The organism is Alteromonas sp. DY56-G5 (assembly GCF_041414725.1).
In the GTDB taxonomy this organism is placed as follows: Bacteria; Pseudomonadota; Gammaproteobacteria; order Enterobacterales; family Alteromonadaceae; genus Alteromonas; species Alteromonas macleodii.
Genome location: NZ_JANHZQ010000002.1, coordinates 219574 through 234764, shown reverse-complemented (window position 1 = coordinate 234764; position 15191 = coordinate 219574). Strand labels below are relative to the sequence as shown.

Genomic DNA, 15191 nt, shown 5'->3' with positions numbered 1-15191 from the left:
AAAATATCGCGATCGCAGCCTTCGGCTGCTAGAAAAAATAAACCCCTCCGAAAAAAGAGGGGTTTATCATCAATCTGAAGCCGGCTATAAGCCGGCTTTTTTTACGTGTTAATTTCAAACGCTTTACGGTGTAACCAGCGTACACTGGTCAGTTACCCCAAATGGATTAGCTGGCGGTGATGCCCCTTCATCCGTCACGTCGTCAGCAGAAATACTTAGGGTGTAACGCATCTTCGCACTTGCTTCACTGCCTGTAGACTGCCCAAACACTGAAATGACAGCGTCATACCAGATTGCATAGCTGCGAGGATAACGGTATTCCAATTCCGCGTAGCCATTCTCATCTGTCACCGCTGCACCGTTGGCAAACGCGATGGTCCCAATTAATCCAGGAGTTAACATACCGTCTTCATTGGTATCTTCATCTCTTGGTGTTGTATCCAAAATACCGTTGTCGTTAACGTCTTCGGTTTCACAGTTTTGATTTACTATTGCAACCCATTGAGAAGCATCATCGTCGAATACCCAAAAGCCGGTTCTATACTCACCGCCATTTACGTATTTTACCGGCGCAACTGACGCAGTCAGGTTGACGCCACTAACGGGCTGACCTGCAGAATCTGATACAAACACACCAAAGCGCTTTAGGTAAGAAGTCGATGTGGCTTCTTCAAGCTCATTACCCGTTCCTAGCGAGATATCAAAAGCACGTGCGCCCACTGTTAACACAACCTCGTCGTCAATGGCTGGGTCGTCAGCAACAAAAGCAGTAACCACTACCGCGTCTTGAGTCGATACCGATCCTGAAGTAAAGACGGTGGTCGCTATCCCCTTGCTGTCGGTGGTTGCCTGAGAAGGTGATACAAATCCGGTCGATACGTCAGATACAGAGAAGTTAACCACACTGTTTTTCACCAAGTTTCCATCAACGTCGCGAACAACTGCACTGATGGTACTGGTTTGACCGTCAGGGCCAATGATGTCAGGTGATGCATCGGCAATCAGTGTGTGAGGTGTGGTGGCAATAAACTCAATCTGAGTGAGTGCTGAAACCAACACATTCCCACTTCCGTCACTCGCTGATGCAGTGATTGAAGAGATACCAGCATTATTCGCACTGATATCAATACTCGCTTGCCCTTCTGCATCGGTCACTACAGTTGCGTTGCCCGCAATAACACCACGTGACGCGCTAAAGGTAACATTTTGACCTACCACAGGCGTGTTGTCTTGACGCCACTGGACCGTAATAGTTTGAGTCTGCCCTAGCGGCACTTCCTCTGTAGGCAAGTTGACAAAGTTAAATTCGTCTTGCTGAACTTGCACCGTAAAGCTTGTCTCAGCGTTAAGTGCTGCCGCAGTGATAGTATCTTCGCCAGACGTTGATGCAGTGTAAGACACTGTCGCTTGTCCGTTTGCGCCCGTATTAACAGTCGTGCTGCTAAGCGTTCCGTTAACCGCACTTAGCACTACGTCTTGGTTGAGAATTGATGTTCCGTCAGAGTCCTGAACACGAATTGTATAATCTACACTGTCGTTCAAAATAACTGACGATGCACCGTTGATGGTGACTTCTGTACCAGCAATGGTAATTTCAACTGTTTGCGTAAGGCTGCCTGCACCTGCTGTAATGGTGACGGTGCGGTTTGACGCATCGTTCTGAGACGTTAATATTGCGCGCGCTGTACCATCTGCGGCGGTTTCTGGTTGAGTTAATTGAAGTTCAACCCCATCGCCTGATGCGGCAGAGAAGCTTACTTCTACCCCTTCCATCAGCACACTTTGTTCATTTTTAACCAGTGCTATCAACTCAACTTCATCACTACCGCTTGAGGCGAGTTGAATACTGTTAGCATAAAGCTCCAGTGACGCGGGCTCTTCACTTACCGTTGTACTGCCCGTAGAGCTGAATGTAGTTGAATCCGCTTCACCCGTTGGCAAAGTAGCCGTTACTTCACCATCCCCTGATGCGCTTCCCACCGACATACCGATCGACGCTACGCCTTCAGCATTAGTCAGTGCAGTGGCAGTATCGTTAGAAAACGTCGCTAAATCATCGTTGCTCAATGAGAAAGTTAGGAGCAAATCGGCTTGAGGCTCACCCTCAGAATTGGTCACGGTTGCCAGTGCAACCAATGCGTTGCTAGAAGATAAGCTGTTGTCTGCTTCCCCAGCTGCATTTTGTAAGGCTAGCGATACACTTATTGTGGTTGGGTCGGTGCTTGTCACCGCTGTGGCTGAAAACGTAGTAGTTCCCGTTTCGCCGCTACCGAGCGCAGCGGTAATTTCGCCATCTCCAGAAGCCGTGCTGGCATTAAGGCGTAATCGGGCTACACCATTTGAATTTGTACGCGCCGTTCCCGTGTCGTTGCCAAACTCGGCTAGTTGTTCATTGCTTAGCGTAAAAGTAAGTAACGCGTCTGCATGCGGATTGCCATCTTGATCTGACACGGTCGCAACAACAAACAGACTATTGTCTTCAGAAAGGCTGTTGTCGCTTGCTCCACTTTCATTTTCCAGTGTTAAAGCGATTGAATAGGTTGGTGATGTGGTACCGCCGTCTCCGCTTCCGTTGTCCGTGTTATCTCGAGAGACTGATGAACCGCCCCCACCACATGCTGTTAGCATAAATAATGCGCTAATTAGGCTTAGCGTTTTCGCTAATGTCGACATAATTCGTTCCTGAACCTCTTTTATTGACAATTGCGTCGTTTTTTATGTTTAAAAATCAACTGAATCTGGCACACTACGAAAGATTAAAAATATAAAAATGCACAGGGAACATTAATGTCTTCATCTGCACATAAATATAGTTTAACCGCCCGCATCTTTATCGGCATGGCTGCCGGTATCTTGACTGGTGTCTTTCTCCAATTATTGTTTGATGATAGCGGAGATTTTACTTTTTCGATATTCGGTTTAGAGTTCTCAACGTATAACATTCTTGTAGAAGGTATATTTTCCACTCTCGGCCAAATATTTATTGCCAGCTTAAAAATGCTTGTGGTTCCTCTTGTGTTTGTTTCCTTAATTTGCGGAACCAGCACACTGTCTGACCCTAGTAAATTGGGAAGACTTGGCGCAAAGTCAGTCGGACTCTATGTTGTCACAACCGCCATTGCCATAACACTAGCCATGAGTATAGCTTTAGTGGTGTCTCCGGGTGATGGGCTAAATCTAACAACAGAAACTACCTTCCAAGCGAAAGAGGCCCCTAGCCTGTCTGACGTTATCGTTAACATGTTCCCAAGCAACCCAATTAACTCAATGGCACAGGGCAACATGCTACAGATCATTGTGTTTGCCGTACTGTTTGGTATAGCTATGGCGATGACAGGTGATGCGGGCAAGCGTCTTACCGCTATCTTTGAAGATATTAATACGGTAATCATGCGTCTTGTAACCATCATCATGAACTTAGCGCCATACGGCGTGTACGTGTTGATGGCGAAACTCTTCTCCACTATTGGTGGCGAAACAATTCTGAGCCTGGCGAAATATTTCTTCTTAGTATTTGGCGTGTTAATCCTCCACGGCCTGGTAACCTACTCAGTGCTGCTAAAAGCTTTATCGGGATTAAACCCTGTTATCTTGATGAAGAAAATGCGTGACGCTGCGCTATTCGCATTTAGTACCTCAAGCAGTAGCGCTACGTTACCCGTTACTATGGAAACGGCGAAAAACAAACTTGGCGTAGGTAACTCGGTATCGTCGTTCACCCTGCCGCTAGGCGCAACAATTAACATGGACGGCACGGCCATAATGCAAGGTGTTGCCACGGTCTTTATTGCCCAGGTTTACGCTGTCGATTTAAGCCTTGGCGACTATATGATGGTAGTACTTACCGCCACCCTTGCTTCTATCGGAACCGCTGGTGTGCCAGGTGTGGGCCTTATCATGCTAGCTATGGTATTGCAGCAAGTGAACCTACCGGTTGAAGGGATCGCACTTATTATCGGTGTAGACAGACTGCTGGATATGACACGCACTGCGGTAAACATTACTGGCGACTGTATGGTGTCGTGCATTGTAGCTAAAAGCGAAGGAGCATTGGACGAAAGCGTTTATAACGATCCTAAAGCCGGTTTGAAGCAGGAAGATGTTGACTTCGAACATTTTGAAAAGAATAAGTAACGACTATAAAAGCTTCTTTAGCTCGATTTACATATGAGTTTACAGAAGCAGTCGCAAACTAAAAAAGGCCAGCAATTGATGCTGGCCTTTTTTAGTTAGTTGCTTGCTCCGTTATACCAATCCGCATAGATAATTGCCCACTCAGAAGGCGCCGGCAAGCTTCCTAGCAAAGCGTGGGAATGCAGGAATGGCTGTTCCCTTTCAAATTCCCAGAATGAAGCTAGGAAGCTTGCCAGACCTTCCCGAAGGGCGAGTTTAAAATGTCCGTACTCTTTGTTGTGTCACCTTGATGTAGAACCACTATACCTGCGGTAACACGCCGCGATTACGAACATTTTAACTCTCGCTGAGTGGGTAATGATCTATGCTGACTGGTATTACTTACCCTATTGAGCTTAAAGTTAGTGAAGCGCTGATGAAGGTGATACTTTGGCTGCCTTTTGCGCTGGATAAATAGTAGCGCCCACACTCAAGAACATAGCAACAACCACGGTTACTACAACGTCTTGCCAATGTAGATCAGATGGTAGGAAATCGATGAAATATATATCGCCTGATAGAATTTCTATGCCTATCGCCACCTCAATAAAGCGAACAATCTCAGAGAGATTAGGTGCTACCAGTAGCGCTAAAACCACACCTACAGTAATGCCTATAACGCCATTGATAACGCCCTGCAACACGAAGGTATTGCGAATTAAACGATCCGTCGCTCCCATGGTTTTTAATATTGCGATGGCAGCCTGTTTGTCTCTAACCGCCATAACCAGTGACGACACAATGTTAAAACAAGCAACGGCAATGACCAGCGTCAAGGCGATATACACCACAGCTCTAACTAGCTGAATATCGTTATATAAGTGGCCTTGGGTACGTGTCCAGTCAGACATGTAAACACCCTGAGGGTAGCTGTAACCTATATCTCGCATCGTGTCGTAAGATGAAAATGGGTCGTTAAGTGTAAACTGAATTCCTTGTGACTTAGATGAAATACCAATAGCTTCAGACGCTGTTTCCAAGTGCATTAAACCCAGCTGGTTATCGAGTTCACCGCCAACAGATAGCACTCCAGAAATAGAAAGCGTAATTGAACGTGGGGCTTTGAAGGTTAGATCCTGTGTTGTTTGGGGAATGAGTATTTGAACAATGTCACCAATATTAAGGTCCATGGAAGCGAAAATACCCTTTCCTACGATGAGACCATTTTTTTGCATCGAAAAACGTTGCCAATCGTCACTTGTGACTCTTTCAGCATATTTGTCGCTAACACTGTTTACCGGAATACCAGTAACGCTAATCGCCTTCAACTCCCCCTTTGACTGCAACATTCCGGTTATCCCTGTGTATGGCGTGACAGAGGCAATACGGCTATCTTGAGACAAACGATAGAGCTGCGCGTCTAAATTTTCTATTCCGCTTTCGCTCTTGCTATATAATTCACCATGAGGGACCACACTCAAAATACGACTTGTAAGCTCTTTTTCAAACCCGTTCATTACGCTCAGCAACACAATTAGTACAAAGCAACCAAGGGCAATCCCAATGGTGGATGACATAGAAATAAAAGAGATGAAACGCTGTTCTGAACGTGTTTTTCTGAAGCGTTGGGCCAATTCAAAGGCGAGCATCTTGGCTCTCCTTGAATAACGTATCGCTCGCTAATCTGCCGTCCTTTATCTTCAGCACCCTGTCCATTTTCCCGGCCAAGGTAATATCATGGGTAACGACAACAAACGCTGTCCCTTTTTTATCACTTAAGCTAGTAAGCAGTTTATAAATTTGCTCACCCGTCGAGTCATCAAGATTTCCTGTAGGTTCGTCGGCCAGTACCACTGATGGCTCGGTAACTAAAGCTCGTGCTATTGCCACACGCTGTCGTTCACCGCCTGACATGGTCGATGGTAAATGGTCGACGCGGTGAGAAAGCCCAACTTCATCTAACATTTCACGAGCCTTGCCGTGGGCCAATTTGGTCGAGAGCCCTCTAATTCTTAGCGGCATTGCTACATTTTCTAACGCTGTGAATTCACCGAGTAAATGATGAAATTGATAGATAAAGCCCATTTCGTCATTGCGAAGCTTTGCTAATGCATTTCCAGATAATTGACCGAGTGATTTTCCATTGAATTCGACTTCACCGCTAGAAGGTTTATCTAACCCTCCAAGAATATGTAAAAGGGTGCTTTTACCTGAGCCGGAGCTACCTAGAATAGCAACATGTTCGCCAGCTTTTATTGAAAGAGAGACATCGTGTAAAACGGGGGTAGCATTACTGCCATCTTGATAGGTTTTATTAATATTGCGGCAAATTAGCACGTCCTGCATGCGAGTATTCTTCTTTAATTTCCAGACGGTGAATGGTAGCGTTAAACACTACCAACACCAACTGAAAAATAACAGCGCTAAAACGTAAATATGAATCTGTATTATTGCGTGCCTTGAACGCTTTTGGCCAACGCATCCGCAGACTGTGGCTTGCCAAATAACCACCCTTGACCAAAGCCGATGGTTAATCCTTTCAGTTCATTGCATTGATCAATGTTTTCAACCCCTTCTGCAATCAAATCAACATTAAGTCCTTCGGCAATACTCACAATGTGAGGGATGAGTGATGAACGAATGCTGTTATCTTCCATATCCATAACAAAGCTGCGGTCAATTTTAAGGTAATCACAGTTTAGCGTTTTAAGCTGGCTTAAATTTGAATAACCCACTCCAAAGTCGTCAATTGCAAATAAGAAGCCTTTACTCTTCAGTGACTTAATATGCTTCACCGCACTATGAGTGGCGATTTGCTCATCTTCAGTGATCTCTAAAACTAACTTGAAGTTCTTTACGTTCATATCTAGTACAAAGTCTAGGTCCAAACTACCTTCGCGGGTAAAATCGAAGGGGAATAGATTAAACGATACCTTAAAGCCTTCGGGGATCTCTGGGTTTTCGTTGAGTTCTCTCATGGCGGTGGTAATCATATCAACCGTAAATTCCCAGGTCATATCCTGCTCTTTTACCTGAGGAATAAATTCGTCAGGGTAAATCGGCCCAAATTCATCCTCAAATCGACTCAATACTTCGCACCCAATGACCTTTCCCGATTCCAAGTTTACAAAAGGTTGGTACAAGCAATAGAACTTATGTTCTTTTAGCCCTTTACCGACGCGAGACTCAAGTGAACGTCGTCGTCTTAAATAGTTAAAGGTAAGCATATGCGTCAACGCTGCTGTCATTAACATAGCAAACACAAACAACACCAGCTTGCCCATGTGCAAATCTAATACGCGACCGTGATCAGATTTCACTTTTAGGCAGGTATGATTGTAGCGTTCATCACACTGGATAAATTGTAAGGAAAAGTAGCCAGTGCGTGCGTCCATGTCATCTTGGCTGAGGGTAGAACCGACAAGGCTAGGATTACCTGCCATATGATAAAACTGATCGCCATTGTAGAACAGCTGCCAATCTTGCGTGTAGCTGTAACCAATGACACTATCCATATCCAATACTGCGTTGTAACGTCCGCGCTGTACTATAGTACCGGTAGCTTGTTTATCGAAAAGCTGAAGAGGAGTATTTATCCAAAAAGCGTCGCCAAGCTGAGTATAAAAATCAGGCTTAACCTCTTTCATGGGCTCTTCTAGAATGCCCAAATAAGTACTGCACAATAGCTCGTTATTTTGATAAAAACCTATCTCTTTTACAAATCGAGAGCGAAACAAGGTTTTTCGCATTTCCGCTAAGTTATCCATTTCACAGGTTTGATACGGAAGCGCATTTAGGTAATCGAGCGTGATCTCAGCATCTCTAAATACTACGCGCACATTATCTAGTATTTCTATAGCGCGACTCTCCTCTTGTTCTCGAATAAACACAAACATAACGATAGCAAGTAATAGGGTCACACCCACTACGCTTAGCAATGACACCCCAATTGCTTTTAAATTATCAGCAAGAAAGTACTGTTTTTGGTCGCTTTTATTCATAATTTCCGTGTTTTTTTAGCGTGAACGACCTAACTTTAGTACAAATTAAAAAAAAGACACTACGACTTTAGGGCATGTTACTGTTTGTTGGGTGTTTTTTTACTTCATAGAAGACTATTAATCGAAGAGGAATAATGTTTCTAGTGTCACATTGTGCAATTGGGAAATGGAGCAATTTCTTGAATGGCTAACTGACAAGAGGGTAAGAATAAATAAAGTGCGATAGCGAGAACAGCAATTTTAACTGCAGAGTAAAAAAGAACTTTTTGAGTGTCCCCAGAAGGGGGAATTATCTAAGAAGAAAAGCTTATCATTAATGGCGGAGCGGACGGGACTCGAACCCGCGACCCCCGGCGTGACAGGCCGGTATTCTAACCAACTGAACTACCGCTCCACATCTTCAATGTTATCAGTGAGTTGACTTGGCTGTTGTTGCCCTGTCCCCTGACTGCGGCGCAGATAATACGTATTCCCCTATGTGGAGTCAACGCTTTTTATTAATAAAATTGTCATCTGCGGTTTGTTTGCCTGTTAAATAGGCATTATGTCGAAATAAAATTCAAACTGAACAAATTAGCGACGCCTTAAACTGAAGCGCTGGTCTCCCTGCTATTCCTTTTCAGCTTTTTCACGCTTTTTGAATAGCCCTAACAGTTTTTTAAACCCCTTAGGTTCAGATTCCATAGTAAGGTCAGCATCGGTGGTTTCTCCGGATGGCTTTGCAATACTATTTGCTTGCTTAGGCGCAGACGCCTTTTTTCGCATAATAATAATTACAGCAGCAGCGATTACTCCGATGAGCACTATAGACCCATTTACGGCCACCAGAATGAGGGTTAGCGTCCCATCATCCATTTCATCTTCTACCGAATTTGGCTGCATATCGTCTTGTGGCACTTCAGGTTGCGTTATTGAGGGTGCACTGCCATCAACGATAGGATCTTTTCCATTGATTAAAGGGTCTTCAACCTCAGGCTCGGCAGGTCCCTCTGCCACAAAACTATATTCAGGGACATCTAATATAAAATCGCGCCCATCCATTGTCGTGCCGTAAGCAGTGAGTTTTACCCTAAAAATTCCTTCTTCGTAGGCGACAATTAAGTGCTCTCGAGGATCCACACCGCCTTCTGTTAGCGAAAAATTCTGCATATCGGAATTAGGAAACTTCACTTTGCCATCGACTAACAGTGACTCGATGTCGACTAATTCACGGTCTACATCAATGATAATTTTATGATATCCCTCTCCGCCTCCATCCATTTCAACATCAATAGACACGGGATTTTCATGTAAGACGATAAGTTCGCCTATTTGCTCGCGGGTGTACATTGGTGTGCTTACGCGAAAAATAGGCTTCCATTCACCAGCCGGTATTTTCAAGTTGAACTGGCCAGTAAAAACGCCATCTCCTGGTCGCTCATCCATCCCTCGCCCATCGTCTTTAAATGTCGCTATGCGCTGGTCATTTGTACCAAAGTTGCCGTAGTTAGGGTTATTGGTACTCTTAAACTCAATCTCTAAGTCGACGACATCTCTGAACTGTTTGTTTTCTATAGGCTTGCCGTTGTTGGTTAAATAGGCTGTGGATTTAAGTATTTCGCCGGCAAACAGCACATTCGGTAACGGCTCAGCATGAAGTTCAACATTAGACAAAACCATTACACGGCTTTGCGGTAATACTTGACCTACAGCTTGCCAAGGTCCTGGCACAGGATCTTTGATGGTGATCATGTCAAAGGTATCAGCGTCGTACCACTGCACCTTTTCTTCGTCGACGCGCCCTTGAAATAGCTTTGAACCATCGGGTCTAACCAGCACTACAGGGGCAGAACCGTACTCCCTAAAGAAAACCATGGTGATTTCTTTAACGTTATAGTCAACGCGAAAGCGGTTTTGTAACAGTTGAATGGAGTTGGTGTATTCATCACCAAGCTCTGTAAGAGGAGATGTATCTATTGTTGTGTTGCTTGATTGAGCATTTTGTACAGCGCTATCAGCAAGCTGCCTTGCAGCGTCGCGTTCGTCTTCTTGCGACTGAGCGCTAGCGCTTAAGTGTATAAACAATGATAAAAAAATTACCCAATAAAACCACACTCTCACGCTACGCTGCTCCTGCATTGTTTGGCTATTTTAGTTCTGTTTGATTATGTTCTGCTAAGGCACCTCTTCAGGTTGAGGGCGCCATAAGCATTTGCCTCCTGCCTTTTCAACAATATCCAGGCGAGCCTCATGCTGTGTTATCTCATCGGCGGTAGCTTTAATAACCTTTAATTTATTTGCACTTCGCTGAATCCTGCGAATTGCCGTGGAGTCTGCGTCGCTGCCAGAGCTAGACGCCAGTTTAAGCTTAGTTTGCCCACCGGTCATCAACAGGTAAACATCTGCCAGGATTTCCGCATCCAGCAAAGCGCCGTGAAGGGTACGATGACTATTGTCTATACCATAACGCTTACACAAGGCATCGAGGTTGTTCTTTTGGCCTGGGTGCATTTGGCGAGCAAGAGTAAGTGTATCGAGAACATCGCAAATTTGGTTAGTAATAACGCCTTTGGTAGACGCTTCCATGCCAAACTCGTGATCCATAAACCCAACGTCGAAGGGCGCGTTGTGAATGACTAACTGTGCCCCTTTGATAAAGCTCACAAACTCCTGAGCCACTTGAGAAAATGTAGGCTTGTCGGCAAGAAATTCATTGGTTATACCGTGGACTTCAATTGCCTCTTGTTCAATGTGACGGCCCGGATTGATGTAAACGTGAAAGTGATTCCCCGTCAATCGGCGGTTAACAACTTCAACACACCCTATTTCGATAATGCGGTGGCCTTCTTTGGGGTCAATACCTGTGGTTTCAGTATCGAGAACAATTTGGCGCATGGAACCTCTACTATAATTACACTTTCATTTTTTGATAGTATATCAACCCCTTCGCAATCCGCTAAGGGAAAAGGCAATATAAATTAAGCCAGTTAAATCAAAGGAAACGCTGTGGCTCAAAAGACCATTCATATATACACCGACGGCTCGTGCTTGGGCAACCCTGGACCGGGCGGGTACGGAGCTGTACTGATTTACAAGCAGCATAGAAAAGAGTTGAGCGACGGCTTTGCCCACACAACTAATAACCGTATGGAACTATTAGCCCCTATCGAAGCGCTTAATAGTTTAAACGAACCGTGCAACGTTGAATTAACTACCGACAGCCAGTACGTAAAAAATGGTATTAATCAATGGATCCATAACTGGCGCAAGAACGGTTGGCGCACGGCAGATAAAAAACCCGTCAAGAACGCAGATTTGTGGAAGCGACTAGATGAAGCGGTAAAAAAGCATCAGGTAAACTGGCATTGGGTAAAAGGCCATTCGGGGCACCCTGAAAATGAGCGCTGTGACGACCTGGCCCGCAATGCGGCAGAAGCCAATCCAACGAAACCCGACGAAGGCTTCGTTGGCAATTAGATAAGCTTACTGCAAAGCTCATTTACCAAGAAAGAACCAACTTGCCCTGCGTATCGTTGTTTTCCAAACGCACGTGGGGTTCGCCGATATCTTCAATGCTATAGTGAGTATCGATATTTACCCTAAGCTCTTTATTCTCAAAAGCGGGCAAGCATACGGTAGTAAAGTCACGAATTAGATCAGCTTTATAATCGTCGCTTCGATTTCTAAGTGTCGTGCCAATAATGGACGCCCTTTTACCTAACAGCATAGCCATATCGAGGTTATCAGCATATCTCCCTGCCAGCATCGCTAAGTAAACCACTTTTCCATCTTGCTTCAGTATTTTAAGGTTACGGTTGAGGTAGTCGCCACCTACCATATCAAGCACCATATCAACCCCTTCAGGCCAGACTTTTTTAAGCACATCATCAAACTGTTGCTGCTTATAATTGATAAGATGCTCTGCGCCATTGCTTTCACACAACGAAAGCTTATCTTGACTTGAAGCCGTTACCGCACTGTGTACGCCCCAATATCGACAAAGTTGCGTGGCAGCCAGCCCTACACCGCTTGCACCGCCATGAATTAACGCCCGTTCAGCCGGCTTTACATGCGCGATTGTGCGCAAACACTGAAATGCCGTAAGAAACACTTCGGCCAAACCCGCGGCTTCAAAAAACGGCATGCCTTTGGGAATGGGCATTAAATGGGCTGGATTAACGATCACTTCAGTGGCATAGCCGCCACCTGCAACCAAACCAAATACTTCGTCACCTTCTTTAAATGCAGTAACGTCACTGGCAACCTCTGACACCACGCCAGCTACCTCTAATCCAAGAATATCGCTCTCGCCTGGTGGAGGTGGGTAATTCCCCTGGCGTTGCAAGGTATCCGCACGATTCACCCCAAACGCTTTTACGTCAACTTTTACTTTCCCTGGTGCTAGCGACAGCCCTTCACATTCCTTTACAACAAGTTCGCTTGGGCCGCATCCTTTTTCAAAATCGACATATCGCATAATTTACATCCAATCCTAGTCTTAAATTTTAATCGTAATTTGGCTACGTACTTTTATATCAAACAGTTTGGGTTTGTTTTGTATTTATACCAGTCAGGATAGAGCATTTTAACTCTCGCTGAGTGGGTAATTATCTATGCAGATTGGTATTATTAACACAGAACTTATGAAATTGCGTATAATCGCGACCATTCTCATAAGCGAGTAAAATCGCTTAACTCTGTTTCACATTTATTAAATTAGTACGAGAGCCTTCATGTCAGCACAGGTCATATTACAGCCATCCAGAGACAAATCACTTCGCCGCAAACACCCTTGGGTATTCGAAAGCGCTGTGGCTGAACTAAAGGGCCGCGCGCGAGTTGGCGATACGGTAGACGTATTTGACTCTGAAGGCGACTGGTTAGGGCGAGGCGCTTACTCTCCAAATTCAAAAATTCGCGTTCGTATGTGGACATTTAAAAAAGACGAAAGCATTGATAACGGATTTTTCCTACGCCGTTTAGAAACTGCACTAGCCCTTCGCAAACGCTTGTTTGACCCAAACAAAACCAACGCGTTTCGCTGGATAGCGTCTGAAAGTGATGGCCTTCCAGGGATCACGATAGACCTATACGACAATGTTGCAGTACTTCAGCTTTTGAGCGCGGGCGGCGAAAAACACAGAGATAAGATAGTGTGGGCAATTACTAAGCTAATGCCTAATGTACACATATACGAGCGAAGCGACGTGGATGTGCGCAAGAAAGAAGGCTTAGAGCCTGTAACTGGTGTACTGCATGGTGAACCACCTATGCAAGTTACAGTAAAAGAAAACGGCATCAACATAGTGGTTGATATCGAGAACGGCCATAAAACCGGTTTTTACCTTGATCAGCGAGACAGTCGCGCGGCGGCTGCACACTACGCGAAAGATGCCGACGTACTCAACTGTTTTAGCTACACAGGTACGTTTTCTTGCTACGCACTTGCTGGCGGTGCTAAATCAGTGACTAACGTTGATGTATCTCAGCCTGCTCTTGATTTGGCTAAGCACCATGTAGCCATCAATGGTTTAGACGAAAACAAAGCCAATTACGTAAACCAAGACGTGTTTAAGGCACTCAGGGAGTATCACGAGCAGGGCAAACAGTTTGATATGGTGATACTCGACCCGCCAAAGTTTGTCGACAGCAAGGCAACATTAAACCGTGCTGCCCGCGGCTATAAAGACATTAATATGTACGGCATACATGCTGTTAAATCTGGTGGGCTGCTGCTTACATTTAGCTGCTCTGGCCTTATGCCGGCAGATTTATTCCAGAAAGTTGTGGCAGACGCTGCACTTGATGCAGGTCGTACTATCAAAATTATCGCAAGGCTTAATCAAGCCTCAGATCATCCTATCATTGGCAGCTATCCAGAAGGCTATTACTTGAAAGGTCTAGTGTGTGAAGTCACCGACGACTAGCGATTAAAAAAGCGCCCTTGTTGATGTATAGGGCGCTTAACGAAATCTATTGAGCTAACATTACGTTGTGCGAAAAGCTTACGAAGGTAAATCCACTCCCTTAAGATGCAAAGGTTATCTCATTGTTAGAAAAGCGACTTGATAACTGTTGTGAACTGTCATCTGATTGTTCCTTAACAACACCCTCTTTTTCTTCAACTTTCTTCCACACCATCTCGTGAAAATAAAACGCCACGGTATTAATGGCTGGCTCAACCAACGCTACGGCACCGCCTACTACCACACTTCCTGTCAGTAAGTAGGCAACCGTAAAGGCCACTGAAAAGTGCATCACTGCAAAGGTCATCGTCTTTTTCATAGTCATCGCTCTCTCAAAGTATTAAATCAGTTTGCTTTCGCATTAATGAGAATTATTAGCAATTAAGACTGAGAGTTAAAATAGAAAAAACTGAACGGCCTATTCGGTTTAGTATATGAAAGCTGAAAGACTGTTTTCAAACCACAACGGGCTGGTCAACATTGGAGTGTAAAGAAAGAAGCAACACCGCGAGTACGTCATTGCTGTAGACCCTGACGCTTTGTGTTTTTTAGTTAGACACGAAAAGGCGAAGCTTTTACCCCGCCCTAACACATTAGATTAGACTATTTCATCTGAGAAATTTCGACGCCTATAATGCAGCTTGACTCGGATTCAGGTTCACAGCGCACAACAGTCGCTAATGCTGCCAAAGATGGGATTTGCGAACTAGATGACTCTATTGCAACACTCACTTGTGTACCCACCTCAATTGAGGGTTCATCGACTTCCAAAGACATACCTGTAGCACTGATATCTCTACACATTGCCTGCATGGTGCGGCTCGACTCATCATCAGTAATTTGCAACTGACAAGGCGAATTTACCATCATCCTGAAAAAATTTCGCTTATCGTCGTATCCCAACATGTCTACTTCTCCTGATTTTTAGCGTTACGCTGACGACTACATCTGATGTTATAGGGCGATGCCGGTAACTTGTCAATCGAACTGTATAATATTTATTCAACAATTATTAAAAGTGTACTTTGGTCTAATTTCGACTACCTTCCCACTTAAATCAGCGACTCAGCCGTTTCTGCCCGCTGTTTTGTTTGCGATAACAAATATGTGCCCTCATGCCCTAGCCTGGTCC

At 44.8% G+C, this 15191-nt stretch carries 12 protein-coding genes and 1 tRNA gene; 3 read left to right on the top strand and 10 right to left on the bottom strand.

The window, feature by feature from the left end; translation table 11 throughout:
- Window positions 1-123 precede the first annotated feature (123 nt).
- Window positions 124-2673 carry an Ig-like domain-containing protein gene (locus NO989_RS01880; protein WP_061485672.1) on the bottom strand — a complete coding sequence of 850 codons (2550 nt, stop codon included), beginning with the start codon at window positions 2671-2673 and terminating at the stop codon, window positions 124-126.
- Window positions 2674-2787: 114 nt separating this feature from the next.
- Here NO989_RS01880 and NO989_RS01875 point away from each other — a divergent pair, with 114 nt between their 5' ends.
- Window positions 2788-4134, top strand: coding sequence for a dicarboxylate/amino acid:cation symporter (locus NO989_RS01875; RefSeq protein ID WP_014949187.1), 1347 nt, complete (start codon window positions 2788-2790; stop codon window positions 4132-4134).
- A 401-nt stretch (window positions 4135-4535) separates the two neighbouring features.
- Here the strand turns inward: NO989_RS01875 and NO989_RS01870 are convergent, their stop codons facing one another.
- From NO989_RS01870 to dnaQ, 6 genes are all read right to left on the bottom strand, one after another.
- Window positions 4536-5762, bottom strand: a complete 1227-nt coding sequence (locus tag NO989_RS01870; protein ID WP_338358770.1) for a lipoprotein-releasing ABC transporter permease subunit — start codon at window positions 5760-5762, stop codon at window positions 4536-4538.
- Window positions 5749-6459, bottom strand: coding sequence for a lipoprotein-releasing ABC transporter ATP-binding protein LolD (gene lolD, locus NO989_RS01865; RefSeq protein WP_131136195.1), 711 nt, complete (start codon window positions 6457-6459; stop codon window positions 5749-5751). The genes NO989_RS01870 and lolD overlap by 14 nt, the downstream gene beginning before the upstream one ends.
- Window positions 6460-6560: 101 nt before the next feature.
- A complete protein-coding gene (locus tag NO989_RS01860; RefSeq protein WP_371341972.1) occupies window positions 6561-8114 on the bottom strand; it encodes an EAL domain-containing protein in 1554 nt (517 codons plus the stop codon).
- Between the two features lie 317 nt (window positions 8115-8431).
- Window positions 8432-8508, bottom strand: a tRNA-Asp gene (locus NO989_RS01855).
- A gap of 215 nt (window positions 8509-8723) precedes the next feature.
- Window positions 8724-10214 carry a TIGR03503 family protein gene (locus tag NO989_RS01850; protein WP_371341971.1) on the bottom strand — a complete coding sequence of 497 codons (1491 nt, stop codon included), beginning with the start codon at window positions 10212-10214 and terminating at the stop codon, window positions 8724-8726.
- Window positions 10215-10268: 54 nt separating this feature from the next.
- Window positions 10269-10988, bottom strand: a complete 720-nt coding sequence (gene dnaQ, locus NO989_RS01845; RefSeq protein WP_371341970.1) for a DNA polymerase III subunit epsilon — start codon at window positions 10986-10988, stop codon at window positions 10269-10271.
- Window positions 10989-11099: 111 nt separating this feature from the next.
- Between dnaQ and rnhA the strand changes: the two genes are divergently transcribed.
- Window positions 11100-11570, top strand: coding sequence for a ribonuclease HI (rnhA, locus tag NO989_RS01840; RefSeq protein WP_014979088.1), 471 nt, complete (start codon window positions 11100-11102; stop codon window positions 11568-11570).
- Window positions 11571-11592: 22 nt separating this feature from the next.
- Here rnhA and NO989_RS01835 read toward each other — a convergent pair whose 3' ends face one another.
- Window positions 11593-12570: an NAD(P)H-quinone oxidoreductase gene (locus NO989_RS01835; RefSeq protein ID WP_075176404.1), complete on the bottom strand. Its 978-nt coding sequence runs from the start codon at window positions 12568-12570 to the stop codon at window positions 11593-11595.
- A gap of 256 nt (window positions 12571-12826) precedes the next feature.
- On the opposite strand from NO989_RS01835, the gene NO989_RS01830 reads away from it, so the two are divergent.
- Window positions 12827-14020, top strand: coding sequence for a class I SAM-dependent rRNA methyltransferase (locus tag NO989_RS01830; protein WP_014949179.1), 1194 nt, complete (start codon window positions 12827-12829; stop codon window positions 14018-14020).
- Window positions 14021-14120: 100 nt separating this feature from the next.
- Here the strand turns inward: NO989_RS01830 and NO989_RS01825 are convergent, their stop codons facing one another.
- Both NO989_RS01825 and NO989_RS01820 read right to left on the bottom strand, forming a co-directional pair.
- The gene (locus tag NO989_RS01825) at window positions 14121-14378 is read right to left on the bottom strand and encodes a DUF2061 domain-containing protein (RefSeq protein ID WP_014976293.1); all 258 of its coding nucleotides are present in this window, start codon (window positions 14376-14378) and stop codon (window positions 14121-14123) included.
- Window positions 14379-14662: 284 nt separating this feature from the next.
- Window positions 14663-14965 carry a PilZ domain-containing protein gene (locus NO989_RS01820; RefSeq protein ID WP_014949177.1) on the bottom strand — a complete coding sequence of 101 codons (303 nt, stop codon included), beginning with the start codon at window positions 14963-14965 and terminating at the stop codon, window positions 14663-14665.
- Window positions 14966-15191 lie beyond the last annotated feature (226 nt).

Bases quoted from the DNA above. Each gene is read 5' to 3' on its own strand.
- NO989_RS01880 (WP_061485672.1), bottom strand. From the start codon at position 2,673: ATGTCGACATTAGCGAAAACGCTAAGCCTAATTAGCGCATTATTTATG.
- NO989_RS01820 (WP_014949177.1), bottom strand. From the start codon at position 14,965: ATGTTGGGATACGACGATAAGCGAAATTTTTTCAGGATGATGGTAAAT.
- dnaQ (WP_371341970.1), bottom strand. From the start codon at position 10,988: ATGCGCCAAATTGTTCTCGATACTGAAACCACAGGTATTGACCCCAAA.
- NO989_RS01870 (WP_338358770.1), bottom strand. From the start codon at position 5,762: ATGCTCGCCTTTGAATTGGCCCAACGCTTCAGAAAAACACGTTCAGAA.
- NO989_RS01830 (WP_014949179.1), top strand. From the start codon at position 12,827: ATGTCAGCACAGGTCATATTACAGCCATCCAGAGACAAATCACTTCGC.
- NO989_RS01860 (WP_371341972.1), bottom strand. From the start codon at position 8,114: ATGAATAAAAGCGACCAAAAACAGTACTTTCTTGCTGATAATTTAAAA.
- NO989_RS01835 (WP_075176404.1), bottom strand. From the start codon at position 12,570: ATGCGATATGTCGATTTTGAAAAAGGATGCGGCCCAAGCGAACTTGTT.
- NO989_RS01875 (WP_014949187.1), top strand. From the start codon at position 2,788: ATGTCTTCATCTGCACATAAATATAGTTTAACCGCCCGCATCTTTATC.
- NO989_RS01825 (WP_014976293.1), bottom strand. From the start codon at position 14,378: ATGAAAAAGACGATGACCTTTGCAGTGATGCACTTTTCAGTGGCCTTT.
- lolD (WP_131136195.1), bottom strand. From the start codon at position 6,459: ATGCAGGACGTGCTAATTTGCCGCAATATTAATAAAACCTATCAAGAT.